At 68.9% G+C, this 13162-nt stretch carries 8 protein-coding genes; 7 read left to right on the top strand and 1 reads right to left on the bottom strand.

Translation table 11 applies throughout. The features are described 5' to 3' along the window. Positions 1–120 precede the first annotated feature (120 nt). Positions 121–2763 carry a helix-turn-helix transcriptional regulator gene (locus tag G5S38_RS03215; protein WP_165064162.1) on the top strand — a complete coding sequence of 881 codons (2643 nt, stop codon included), beginning with the start codon at positions 121–123 and terminating at the stop codon, positions 2761–2763. A 120-nt stretch (positions 2764–2883) separates the two neighbouring features. On the opposite strand, the gene G5S38_RS03210 is transcribed toward G5S38_RS03215, so the two are convergent. After that, positions 2884–4185 (bottom strand): glycosyltransferase family 2 protein, encoded by a 1302-nt coding sequence (locus G5S38_RS03210; protein WP_235928872.1) that lies wholly within the window; start codon positions 4183–4185, stop codon positions 2884–2886. A 481-nt stretch (positions 4186–4666) separates the two neighbouring features. Between G5S38_RS03210 and G5S38_RS03205 the strand changes: the two genes are divergently transcribed. The 6 genes from G5S38_RS03205 to G5S38_RS03180 are packed head-to-tail and all read left to right on the top strand — an operon-like array spanning position 4667 to position 13160. Next, positions 4667–6073 (top strand): nucleotide sugar dehydrogenase, encoded by a 1407-nt coding sequence (locus G5S38_RS03205; protein WP_235928871.1) that lies wholly within the window; start codon positions 4667–4669, stop codon positions 6071–6073. Positions 6074–6107: 34 nt separating this feature from the next. Beyond that, positions 6108–7103 carry a GDP-mannose 4,6-dehydratase gene (locus G5S38_RS03200; protein ID WP_165064149.1) on the top strand — a complete coding sequence of 332 codons (996 nt, stop codon included), beginning with the start codon at positions 6108–6110 and terminating at the stop codon, positions 7101–7103. Continuing rightward, the gene (gene glmS, locus G5S38_RS03195) at positions 7103–8911 is read left to right on the top strand and encodes a glutamine--fructose-6-phosphate transaminase (isomerizing) (protein WP_165064147.1); all 1809 of its coding nucleotides are present in this window, start codon (positions 7103–7105) and stop codon (positions 8909–8911) included. The genes G5S38_RS03200 and glmS overlap by 1 nt, the downstream gene beginning before the upstream one ends. Before the next feature lie 21 nt (positions 8912–8932). After that, complete coding sequence (locus G5S38_RS03190) at positions 8933–10363, top strand: polysaccharide deacetylase family protein (RefSeq protein ID WP_165064145.1); 1431 nt, start codon at positions 8933–8935, stop codon at positions 10361–10363. Continuing rightward, entirely contained in the window at positions 10360–12336 is a 1977-nt protein-coding gene (locus G5S38_RS03185; RefSeq protein WP_165064143.1) for a polysaccharide deacetylase family protein, read from the top strand. The genes G5S38_RS03190 and G5S38_RS03185 overlap by 4 nt, the downstream gene beginning before the upstream one ends. After that, positions 12336–13160 (top strand): hypothetical protein, encoded by an 825-nt coding sequence (locus G5S38_RS03180; RefSeq protein WP_235928878.1) that lies wholly within the window; start codon positions 12336–12338, stop codon positions 13158–13160. The genes G5S38_RS03185 and G5S38_RS03180 overlap by 1 nt, the downstream gene beginning before the upstream one ends. The last annotated feature ends 2 nt before the right edge of the window (positions 13161–13162 follow it).

Genomic DNA, 13162 nt, shown 5'->3' with positions numbered 1-13162 from the left:
CCGCATCACACCCCCAGGATGCTGTCGCGGAACGCCGCAACCCGTTTGTCCAAACGATTCGCCCGAACGACTCCAAGGACCCGCAATGACCCCGCTTACCCCCTATCCGCGCGCCTGCCGATGGATCTCGTAGCCCGCCGCGATGCTGTTGACCGCATCGCGAAACTCGAGACCACCGGCGCCGAGAGCGCGCTCATCGTGGTCGGAGAAAGCGGCGCCGGCAAGAGCGCGCTGCTCGACACCACCCGCGACGCCTCCGCCATCGAGGCCGTGCTCCTCCGATCGATCCCGACCGAGTCGGCATGGCCGCTCACCGGGTTCTCGCGCGTGCTCGAGTCGCTCACCGACTCGCGCGCCAGCGACTTCATCACCCGGTTCGCCCCGGGTACCGACGCCGCGAGCATGCTCCAGACGGCCCACGACCTGCTCGCCTTCCTGCGCGGCCTCGATCTCGCGCCCGTGCTGGTGCTGATCGACGACATCGACGTGATGGATATCGAGAGCCAGACAGTGCTCGGCTTCATCTCCGGTCGCCTCGCCGGCACCGGTGTTCGCATCGTCGCCACCGCGAGCCGGGTCGACGCCGACGGCCCGCTGTCCGCTTTCCCCCGCGTCGGGTTGCGATCCCTGACCGAGTCCGAGGCCTTCGAGATCGCCTCGCAAGTGGCGGGGCCGGCGAGCGATGCCGGCATCCTCCGCGTAGTCACGGCCCACGCGAGGGGCAACCCCGGCACGCTCGTCGACATCGTCGACGGTTTGAGCGACAACGAACGTCGCGGCGACGATGCCGTCGTACTGCCGTTCCGGCCGGCCCCGACCATGCACTCCATCGCCGACGCACGCGTTGCCGCGCTGCCCGTGCGGGAGCGTGCGATGCTCGACCGCATGTCGCTCGCGCCGCTGAGCCGGGCATCCGCCCTCGGCAGGCGCGGCTCCGACGACGCAGACGCGATCGAAGACCTGCTCTACTCCGGACTCGTCGTCACCGTCGGGCAGCACGTGCGGCTGGCCGATCCGATCCTGCGCTCAGTGCTCTTCTGGGGCATGGAGTCCCGTACGCGCCGCGCCCTGCACGCGGAGCTCGCCGCAGCGCACGCCGAGACCGACCCGCGGCTGCACCTGTGGCACCGCAGCTTCATCGACGACGACGCCCCGTCGGCAGGGCTGATGGATGCCGCCATCTGCTTCGCACAGCAGGCAGACACCACCACGGCCGTCGAGTTCGCCGAGCGGGCACTCCGCATCGCCCCCGTCATCGCCGAGCACCACTCGCTCATCGTGGAGCTCGCGAACGCGCTGTACCTCCGCGCAGAACTCGACCTCGCGGCGCGATACGTATCGTTCGCGCGGCGCGAGTCGACGGCGGCGACACCCGATCTCCGCCTGGCCACGATCATGACGAGCATCCAGTTCGCGCGGACGCAGGTCGTGTCGGATGACGAGGTGGATGCCTCGATCAGCCTGTACTCCGGCGGCGATCCCGGGGGCGCAGTCGACCTCCGCGCCCTCGCGGCCACCTTCCACGCCGAGCGGTGGGAAGTGGATCGCGCCCGTGACCACCTCGCGCACGCTCGCGCGCAGGCGGGCTCCATCGACGAAGCGGACCGCGCGAGGCTCGACAGCGCCCAGCTGCTCATCGCCGCCATCGACGGCACCGCACCGGTTCCCGAGACGACCGCCGACCTCGACGACAGTGCGGTCGTCGCGATGCCGGCCAGGGCCATGATCGAACTGGGCAGGACGCTGAGCCTCCGCGAGCGGTACGTCGACGCCCGCCGGGTGTTCACCATCGCCCTCAACCAGCCCATGACGCCCGAACCGATCCTGGCGGAGTCCGCACGGTTCTTCCTCGCGGTCAACGAGGTTCGAGCGGGCGACCTCCGGCGCGCACAGGCCGCGGCCGGCGACTGGTTCGATCACCAGCCGCGAGGCTTGCCGCCGCGCGCATCGCGCATGCTCCTGCACGCGTGGAGCATGCATTCCGCCGGTGACACCGAAGAGTCGATGCCGCTGTTCGAACGCTGCCTCGAACAATCGTCACTGGAACGCAACCAGGCCGTCGCCGCCCAGGTGATCGCGTTCCAGGGCACGAGGGCGCTCATGGACGAGGCTCCGGCGGAGGCCGTCCGGCTGCTGGAGTTCGCCGATGTGCTCGGTGCCCACTTTCGCAACCCGGCGCTGGTCCGACATTCCGCCGACCTCGTCGAGGCGTACGTGTCGTCCAAACGCATCCGCGAGGCGCATGGAGTACTCCGCTCCATGCACGAGGCCCGCGCGGTGCGGCCGTCGCGGTGGCTGACCCTCGCCATCGCCAGGGCCGAAGGCCTCGTCGCGCCAGACGACGCCCCGGTTCGCCTGTTCCAGGATGCCGTCGACCTGTATGGCCCCGCGGACTCGCAATACGAGCTCGGCAGGCTTCTCACCAACCTCGCGAAGGCACAGGAGAGGTTCGGTCTGGCGCGCGACGGAGAAGGGTCCCTCGCCGCTGCCCGCAGCGCGTTCGAGCGGGCGGGAGCCCTGTCGTGGGCCGCATCGAGCGGTCGCGTGCTCGAGAGCCCGGCCGACGCCGGGGCCGCTGCCATCCTGCACCTGCTGACGGAGGAGGAGCGGCTGGTGGCCGAGAAGGTCTGCCAGGGCTACCGCAACAAGGAGATCGCCGCCGCGCTGTACATCTCGCTGCGCACCGTCGAACTGCGCCTCACGCGCATCTACCGCAAGGTCGGCGCGCGCTCCCGGTCGCACCTGGTGGCATTCCTCAACTGACGCGGTGGCGCCAGGCGCCGCAACGCCCGGTGTCAGGTCCCGTCGAGCGACCTCGGCCCCAAGGCCCCAGCGAGTTCAGCCCGAAGGCCCGAGCGAGCTCAGCCGAAGGCCCGAGCGACCTCAGCCGAGGGCCGCCCCGGACATTCCCACTGGCACCGGTACCTCGGTCTCGGTCTTGCGCCTCGGCGGGCTCTGCCAGGTGCCGGCGGAGCGCAGCACGACCGCGTCGAGCAGCGTGCGCAGGCAGATGGCCGCGTCGACGAACCGCAGGGCGGGAAAGGCGAGGCCCCAGGCCAGGTACCTGGCGTCCCTCGTCACGATCGCCGCCATGATGGTCAGGGCGAAGTCGGGAAGCAGCAACCCGAGGGCCAGGGCAAATGGGGGCAGTGCCGTGGTGATGTCCTGCGCGGTTCCCGTGGGGTCGGCGCCGATAGCTACCAGCGTTGCAGCCCCCAGGGAGACCAGCAGCGCCGGCACGAGCAGCACGAGCACCACGCTGCTCAGTACGAGTTCGGCGATGAACAGCCACAGGGCGAACCAGAAAGTCTGGCGCTGGAACGGGTGGCGCTTGACGGTCTGCCAGAAGCCGAGGTTCCACCGCATCACCTGCTTCGTGTACGCCCGGAAGGTATCCGGATCCTGGGTCAGCGCCACGGCCGCACCCGGGTTGAACGCAATGCGCCCGAGCCGCTTCGCATGCACCTCGAACGTCATGTTGTAGTCCTCGATAACCAGTCCCTGCGCGGCGATGTTGATGCTGCCGAGGATGCGGGTGCGGTACATGCTGGCGAATCCGGGCACGATCGCCACGGCGTTGGCGTGCTTGGCCGCCTGGCCGTACTTCAGCAGGTACTGCATCGCGATGTAGACCCGGTTGCGGTAGGCGATCAGGATGCGCCCGGGCAGGCTCGTCGGTCGGGGGGTCGGCAGGGTCGTCGCCCTGCCCGCCACCGCGACCACCTCGGGGTCGGCGAACTGCGGGAGTCCCGATTCGAGGTAACCGGGGGAGAGGTGGGTGTCGGCATCCACCAGCAGGAGTACCTCGAAGCGGTGGGCGATGTCGAAGTGCTCGACGGCGGCGACGATGGCGCCGGCCTTTCCCCGGTTGGGGCTCAGTTCGAACACCTCGGCGCCGAGGGAACGGGCGATCTCGGCGGTGCGGTCGGTCGAACCATCCGACACGACGAGGATGGTGGCACCGTCCGAGAGCTCACCCAGCGAGCGGATGCTCTCGGCGATGACGTCTTCCTCATTGTGCGCCGCGATCAGGATGGCGACGTCGGACGGGCTCGGGTGGGGCCCCACCTCCACACCCGCCGCACGAGCCCGTGCGGCGGCGAGAACGCGGATCAGGCCGACGGTCGCCCAGATGAGCGTGTTGATGCCCACGGTGATCACAACGATCAGAACGAACTGAAGCAACGGTCTCTCCATCTGTTGGGGTGCAGGGGCCTTGGTGGGCACTGTCAGCAGGGTCCGGCGAGATCCGGCGGTGGCGGTGGCGGTGCCGTGCGGGGGCCGGTGCGGCGCAGCTGCCTCATCGGCGTGGCGCATGCGTCTGCCCGACTCGTCGCGCCATCTCACCGTACGGACCGGCGGTGCGGCTCCCACCGCATTTCAATGCGGGAAGCCGCAGTTAAGCGACGAATCCGCATCGCGGCACCGCATGGACTGCTGTTAACCGCACATACCCCCCGATTCGATTGACCCCCCACCCCGATACCAACCAACGTGTTCGCGTACCCCCGAAACCGGGTCGAGGGAACCCCAGCCCCAGACCCACGCGCTAAAACCCGAAACAGCGCGCCACACGCCCCAGAGTCCGGTCCGCGACCCCCCAATCGCCGTCCGGGCGGGCGTGCGTGCGCTGTGCGCCGCACACCCGAAGCAAGGAACGAAACCCGTGACCACATTCGACAAGCCCCCCGTCACCACTTTTCAGAGCACCATCGTGTCGGAGGGGCAGGCCCCCGCCGCCTGGCCCACCGAACTCGAGTACCAGGCGTCCGAACAGCAGGACCTCGCGCCTCACGCCGGCGACCTCCACGACGACTTCGCGTTCGACGTCGCCATCGTCGGGCTCGGATACGTCGGATTGCCGACCGCCCTGGCGTACCACAACGCCGGAAACCGCGTGCTCGCCGTCGACATCTCGCAGCACAGGCTCGACACCATCCGCTCGCGCGACGCCGACCTGCTGGCGCCCGACCGCATCCGCCTCGACAACGCCCTCGATGACCCCGGCTTCGTACTGACGAACGACCCGTGGCAGCTCGAGCGTGCGGCAGCGATCATCGTCTGCGTGCCGACCCCGGTCGACGCCCACCTCGTACCCGACCTGCGCATCCTGCGGTCGGCGTGCGCCATGGTCATCGAGCACGCGCAGCCCGGCCAGCTCACCATGCTCACGTCGACCAGCTACGTCGGGTGCACCGAGGACCTGCTGGTCCGGCCACTTGAGGAGCAGGGCTTCACCATCGGCGAGGACATCTTCGTCGCCTTCAGCGCGGAGCGCATCAACCCCGGCAACGACGACTTCTCGATCGACGTCGTTCCCCGCGTGGTCGGGGGCGCGACCGCCGCCTGCCAGGATCGCGCAGCCACGCTGCTGCACCGCTACACCGCCAGCGTGCACCTCGTGCGCTCGCTCGCCGCAGCCGAGATGACCAAGCTCCTCGAGAACACCTTCCGCGCCGTCAACATCGCGCTCGCCAACGAATTCGCCGACATCTGCCGCGCCCTCGACGTCACCGTCACCGATGTCATCGACGCCGCCGCCACGAAGCCCTACGGGTTCATGCCGTTCACCCCCGGCCCGGGCGTCGGGGGCCACTGCATCCCGTGCGACCCGCACTACCTGCTCTGGCAGCTGCGCAAGGAACATATCTCGGCGCCCATGATCACCCAGGCCATGACCGAGATCGCCGAACGGCCCACCAAGGTGGTCGACCGGGTTCGCGAGGTGCTGTCCGGCGCCGGACTCGGCATGACCGGCGCCAGGGTGCTCGTCGTCGGCGTCTCGTACAAGCCAGACGTCGCCGACCTCCGGGAGTCCCCTGCCCTCGAGATCATCGAGACCCTCGCCCAGCGCGGTGCCACCGTGGGGTACGTCGACCCCCACTTCGCGTCGCTGCGGTTGCCTGGGGGCGAGCAGGTAACCGGCGTCATCGACCCCGCGTCGTTCTCCGCCGACCTGATCCTCCTGCACACCCGCCACGGCGACCAGGACCTCTCATGGATCACCCCCGAGCAGCTCGTCATCGACGGCACGTACCGCGGCATCGACCTGCCCCAGCGCGTACTGCTCTAACCCGCCCCCGAACACGAAACACACGGAGTACAGAATGAGAACTGCAATAACGGGCGGCGCCGGCTTCATCGGAAGCCACCTCGTCGAACTGCTGCTGGAGCGCGGAGACGACGTCGTCATCCTCGACAACATGTCGACCGGTTCGGCGACCAACCTGATCGAGGTGCTCGGCCACCCCCGCCTCACCGTCATCCGCGGGTCGATCCTCGACACGGCAGCGGTACGGCAGCTCGTCGACGGAGCCGACCGCGTCTTCCACCTCGCGGCCGCGGTCGGCGTGAAGGTCATCGTCGAGCAGCCGCTCGAGAGCCTGCGCACCAACATCCACGGCACCGAGAACGTGCTCGACGCGTGTCGCGACGCCGGGGCATCCCTCCTGCTGGTCTCGACGAGCGAGATCTACGGCAAGAACACCGCAGACCGGCTCACCGAGGAATCCGACCGCATCCTCGGCTCGGCACTCAAGTCGCGGTGGACCTACGCCGCGGCGAAGGGGATCGACGAGGCGTTCGCCCACGCCTACTGGACCGAATACGGACTCCAGGTGGCCATCGTGCGACTGTTCAACACCGTCGGCCCCCGCCAGACCGGGCGGTACGGCATGGTGGTGCCCAACCTCGTCGGGCAGGCCCTGCGCGGTGAACCGCTCACGGTGTATGGCGACGGCGAACAGACGCGCTGCTTCTCGTACGTGAACGACGTGGTGCCCGCGATGGTGCGCATCGCCGAAGACCCCCGCGCCGTCGGCCAGGCATACAACCTCGGGGGTGCGGAGGAGGTCTCGATCGCGAACCTCGCCCGGCGCATCATCGAGGTGACCGGCAGCGACAGCGACATCACCTTCGTGCCGTACGAGGAGGCGTACGCGCCCGGCTTCGAAGACATGCGTCGGCGCGTGCCGGACAACACCAAGGCCAACGAGCTCGTCGGCTTCGTGCCGGCGACGAGGCTCGACGAGATCATCCGGAACGTCGCGACGAGCCTCGACCCCAACGCCGCCGGCATGAGCACCCCACTCGCGAGGTTGTGATGTGCGGCATCGTCGCGTGTCGCACGACCGACGCCGCCGGCCCGTACCTGGTGCGCGCGCTCGGTCTTCTCGAGTACCGCGGCTATGACTCCGCCGGTGTCGCCATCCGCACCGCCGGCAGCGCGACCGCAACACTGCGCACAGTCACGCGGGTCGACTCGCTCGGTGCACTCGTGAAGGAGTGGAGCGGTCAGCCGCTCACCGGCACGGGCATCGGCCACACCCGCTGGGCCACCCACGGCGCGGTCACCGAGGCCAATGCCCACCCGCACCGCGACTGCACCGGCCGTATCAGCGTCGTGCACAACGGCATCATCGAGAACGCCGACGAACTGCGTCAGCAGCTCGTCGCCGCCGGACACGAGTTCGCCTCCGACGTCGACAGCGAGGTGGTCTGCCACCTCGTCGAAGACGCGCTGGCCGAGACCGATGACCTGCACGCGGCCGTGACTTCGATGCTCCCGCGCCTCGCGGGGTCGTGGGCCCTGGTCGTGATGGATGCCGCCACCGGGCGCCTCATCGCGACGGCAGACGGGTCACCGCTGCTCGTGGCCCGCTCCGCGCGTGGTGACTTCGTCGCCAGTGATGCCGGGGCGATCGCCGAATGGATCGACGACTACCGCGTGCTCCACGACGGAGACGTCGTCGAACTCGCGGAATCCGTGTCATGGATGCGGGGCGGCATCCCCACCCCGCCCCCTCCCGTGATCCACAGCACCTGGGGCGGAGCCGACCTCAGCCTCGACCACCACGCCGACTTCATGGACAAGGAGATCGACGAGCAGCCGGAGACCGCGGCCCGCATCCTCGAGCACCTCGTGCCCGGCATCGCCGACGGCAGCCTGTGGCGCAGCACGGGCGTGGTCGATTTCAACCGCGTCGCGATGATCGGCTGCGGAACCTCGCTCAACGCCGGCGGGGTCATCGGAATGGTGTTCAGCAGGCTCGGGGGAGTGCCATTCGAGTCGCTGGTCGCCAGCGAGGCGGCGGGGCCCGCCCTCGGGTCACGAACCGTGGTCTTCGCCATCAGCCAGTCCGGCGAGACGGCCGACGTGCTGCGGGCCGTCGACGACGTCGGGTCGGTCTCCTCTCTGATCGCCCTGACCAACAACCCGCACTCCACCCTCGCCCGCCGCGCGGATTCGATCGTCAACTGCTTCGCCGGCCGCGAGATCGGCGTCGCCGCGACGAAGACCTTCGTGGCACAGGTCGTCACCGGTGTCTCGTACGCCCTGTCGGCCCTCGTGGAAACCGGGCGGCTGTCGAGCGCCGACGCGCTGCGGCAGGTGGAGGACATGCGGCGCATCCCCGACCTGCTCGCACAGGCGATCGCCGCGTCCAGGCAGAGCATCCCCGCGGTCGTCGACCAGGTGCGTGATGCGACGGGGTTCCTCTACCTCGGCCGCGGTTCCGGGGTCGTCTACGCGGCGGAGGGTGCGCTGAAGCTGAAGGAGCTGAGCTACCGGTGGGCAGAGCACTACCCCGCCGGGGAGCTGAAGCACGGTCCGCTCGCCCTGGTCGAGGCTGGCACCCCCGTTGTCGTGGTCGACAACGGGGATCGGCGGCTGGCGAGCAACATCGCCGAGGTCGCCGCGCGCGGTGCCAACGTGATCCGCATCGGTGGCGCGGGAAGCACCGTCCCCGCCCTCGGACTCAGCATGCAGTCGCCGCTCCCGGGTGGGATCGAATCGTGGGGACCACTCGAGTCGGTCGTGCCCATGCAGATCCTCGCCCGAGACCTGGCACTCGCGCTGGGCCGTGACGTCGACAAGCCGCGCAACCTGGCCAAGTCGGTCACGGTCGAATAAGCACGCCGAATCCAGCACAGCGTGAGCAGCACCCGCTTTCCGACGATGGCCGTCATCGCGGTCCTCCTCGCACTCGCGGTCATCGCCGCCGCCGTACCCATCGTGATCACCGCGCTCGCCACCGCCCGGCCGCAGACCGTCGTCAGCCTCACCTTCGACGACGGCGACGCGACGCAGCTCACCGCGGTGCCAGAGCTGAACCGGCTCGACATGCACGGCACGTTCTACGTCGTGTCGGGATACATCGGAGCCAACGGCTACTTCTCTCGCAACGACCTGACGACCCTCGAGGCCGACGGGCACGAGATCGGTGGCCACACCGTCAGTCACCCCGACCTCACCACTATTGCCCCAGACGAAGTAGCCAGGGAGATCTGCAATGACCGCAGCACCCTCACCGGCTGGGGCCACTCCGTGCGCAGTTTCGCCTACCCGTTCGCGAGCAGTACCCCGGCAATCGAGGACGCGGCGAAGGAGTGCGGGTACTCCAGCGCACGCATGCTCGGCGACATCCGTTCCCCATTCGGGTGCGAGGAATGCGATGTCGCCGAGACCATGCCCCCGGTGAACCCCTGGTTCACCCGCGCCGTCGAGCAGGTCGAGAGCTCGTGGACGCTCGAGCAGCTGCAATCGACGGTCACGAATGCAGAGAAGACGGGCGGGTGGGTCCAGCTCACCTTCCACAGCATCTGCGATGACGGATGCGGCGACCCCTCGATGAGCTCGGCGGTATTCACCGACTTCGTCAACTGGCTCGCACCCCGGGCAGCAGCGCAGAACACCGTGGTCAAGACGGTCGGCGAGGTGCTCGGGGGCGTGCCGGAGCCCGTAGTGCCGGGCCCGGTCGCCGCGGGACCCGGCCCCGGGGAGAACGGCATCGTCAATCCCGGCCTGGAGACCATGGGTGACAACGGGTTCCCCAGCTGCTTCGCCCCCGGCGGCTACGGGGCGAACACCCCCACCTACAGCTTCGGCACATCGCCGCGCACCGGCGGCGGCGGCGCCACCGTGAGCGTGGCCGGCCATGTCTCCGGCGACGCCAAGATCCTCCAGGTGTTCGACGGCGGATCGTGCGCGCCGACCGTCGCGGTCGGCCACACCTACTCGCTGCGCGCCTGGTATTCGTCGACTGCCGTCACGCAGTTCGCCGTGTACCTGCGCTCCGACGCCGGGGTCTGGGAGTACTGGACGTCGAGCCCGTGGTTCGGCGCGACCGAGACCTTCGAGCAGGCCGAGTGGACGACACCCGAGGTGCCCAGGGGCTTCTCCGGCATCAGCTACGGGCTCAACATCTTCGCCGATGGCCAGATCACCACCGACGACTACGAACTGTACGACAGCGTCGGTGCGCCGCCGCTCGACGATGCGGATGCGTCCGCGTCCCCCGAGAGACCGGTACTCACCGGCTCCATAACCACACCAGGAACCGCACCGAACGAGGTAGCACCATGAGCCAGCAGCGACACCGCGCCATCGCGCCGACACCGACCCGGTCGGGGGGACTCTTCCTGGCACGGAGCTGGCGGGCCCGAGCCTCGGCGATCGTGCTCGCCGTCGTGGTGACCATCGTCGGCCTGGTCGCCCCGACCCTGACCGACACCCGGGGTGCGGCCGCGGCAGTGCTGCCGCAGACCGTCGTCAGCTTCACGTTCGACGACGGCAGCGCCGGCCAGATGCAGGCGGCGAGCGCCATGAACGCGAAGAACATGGACGGCACCTTCTACGTCAACTCCGGGTTCATCGGGGCGAGCGGCTACCTCACCAGGGCGAACCTCGACAGCCTCAAGGCCGCGGGGCACGAGATCGGCGGGCACACCGTGAACCACCCCGACCTCGCGACGATCCCCGCGCAGGAGGTCAGCAGGCAGATCTGTAACGACCGCGCCACCCTCACCAGCTGGGGTTTCACCGTGCGCAGCTTCGCCTACCCGTTCGCGAGCACCAACGCGACGGCGGAACAGGCAGCCGAGTCCTGCGGATACAACAGTGCCCGCATGCTCGGTGACGTGCGATCGAGATTCGGATGCTCCGGCTGCAGTTACTCGGAGACCATCCCTCCCGCCGATCCCTTCTATACCCGGGCGCTCGACCAGGTGGAGAGCACCTGGACCCTCGCCGACCTGAAGAACGGCGTGCTCAACGCGGAGAAGAACGGCGGCGGCTGGGTGCAGTACACCTTCCACACCTTCTGCGCCTCCGGGTGCGCGAACCCGACGATGACGCCTGCCCTGTTCACCAGCTTCGTGAACTGGCTCGCACCGCGTGCAGCGGCACAGAACACCATCGTCAAGACCGTCGGCGACGTGGTCGGCGGTGCAGCGGGGCCCGTGGTCAACGGACCGTCGAACCCCCCGGTCGCCCCCGGCACCAACGGTGCGGTCAACCCGAGCCTCGAGAGCTTCACCGGCAACCTGCCCACCTGCTACGTGACCGCGGGCTTCGGCACCAACACGCCGAGCCACCAGTTGGTCTCGCCGGGGCGCACCGGGGCGAAGGCCAGCCGGATCACGATGACCGGGTACTCGTCCGGCGACTCCAAGCTCATTCCGGCACTCGACAGCGGCACCTGTTCGCCGACGGTGGTCGCGGGGCATCCATACGAATTGGGTTCCTGGTACACATCGACCACGGTGACCCAGTTCTCGGTCTACCTGAGGTCGACCTCCGGTACGTGGCAGTACTGGACGTCGAGCCCGTGGTTCGGGGCTGCGTCGAGCTACACGCAGGCGCTGTGGACGACCCCGGCGATTCCCGCGGGCTTCGACGGCATCAGCTTCGGCCTGAACATCTTTGGCAACGGGGTGCTCACCACCGACGACTACAGCATCTACGACAAGTTCAACGTGCCGACCCCGGTCATCACCGGTGTCGTCAACCCGAGCCTCGAGACCGCGGGAGTGGGCGGGGTGCCCAGCTGCTGGTCGCGCGCCGGGTTCGGTACCAACACCCCGGCATACAGCCTCGTCACCGGTCGCACCGGCACCGTGGCCAGCAAGATCACCATGACCGGCTACACGTCGGGCGACGCCAAGCTGCTGCCCGCCTTCGACAACGCGGCGTGCGCCCCGAACGTGACGCCGGGCCAGACCTACCAGCTCGGCGCCTGGTACACCTCGACCACCGCGACGCAGTACGCGGTGTACCTGCGCACGTCGGCGGGCGTCTGGCAGTACTGGACATCGAGCCCGTGGTTCGGTGCGTCGTCGACCTACACCCAGGCGAACTGGACCACCCCGGCCATTCCGGCGGGCTTCACGGCGATCAGTTTCGGCCTTAGCATCTTCAGCAACGGCGAACTGGTGACCGATGACTACAGCATCGGCGGCAGCGTCGCGGCGAGGAGCGCGGTTCCGGCGCCCGCCTCGCCCCCCGCGGTGCAGGGCCCAGTGGAGGTACTCGTGACGGATCCGGCGGCGACCCCGTGATGCGGCGAACCCTCGCGCTGATCGGTGTTGCGGTGATCCTTCCCATGGTCGCCGGGTGCTCGGGTGCGTCGTCGTCGTCGGCGCGGGCCGACCAGCCGAGCGGGTCACCCTCCGCTACGGCATCCCCCTCGCCCTCGGCTTCGACGTCGCCCGATCCATTGCTCGCCGACAATGCCTACCCCTGGCACACCCAGATCGTGTCGACCACGTTCTGGGTGGGCGAGGTGTTCGACGCGACGGCGTCGGACGGCAGCCAGGTGCTCTCCACCTACGACGGCGGGTGGATGGAGAGCTACGGCGGGTGCGACGGCATGGTCTACGGAGGGGAATGCGTCACCGAGGAGCGCACCGCGGAGAACGACTACTTTCCGCTGCGCATGACGCCTCTGGAGAACCCGTTCTACCTCGACCTGCCGTTCGACGACATCAACGATGCCGCGGCGTTCTCGCGCCGCGACAGCGTAATCCCGTGGGCCGGCGAGAAGCCGTACGTCGACAACGTCGGCGACCGTAACTACAGCTACATGAAGAACCGGTGGGTGCAGCTCGTGAAGGACGGCAACGTCTGCTACGGGCAGATCCAGGATGCCGGGCCCGGCCAGTACGACGACGCCGAGTACGTATTCGGAACCGACGATGCCCGCCCGCTCAACACCGAGTTCGGGGGAGCGGGGATGGATGTCTCGCCCGCCCTCAACGGCTGCCTCGGGTTCTCCGACCTCAACGGCATGGCGGACACCGTCGACTGGCGGTTCGTCGAGGAGGCTGAAGTGCCGGAAGGGCCGTGGACCAAGATCGTCACGACGAGTCCGGTGCGCGGCTAGTT

It is taken from the genome of Marisediminicola senii, assembly GCF_011057645.1.
Classification (GTDB): domain Bacteria; phylum Actinomycetota; class Actinomycetes; order Actinomycetales; family Microbacteriaceae; genus Marisediminicola; species Marisediminicola senii.
This window is presented reverse-complemented; position numbering and strand designations above follow the sequence as displayed.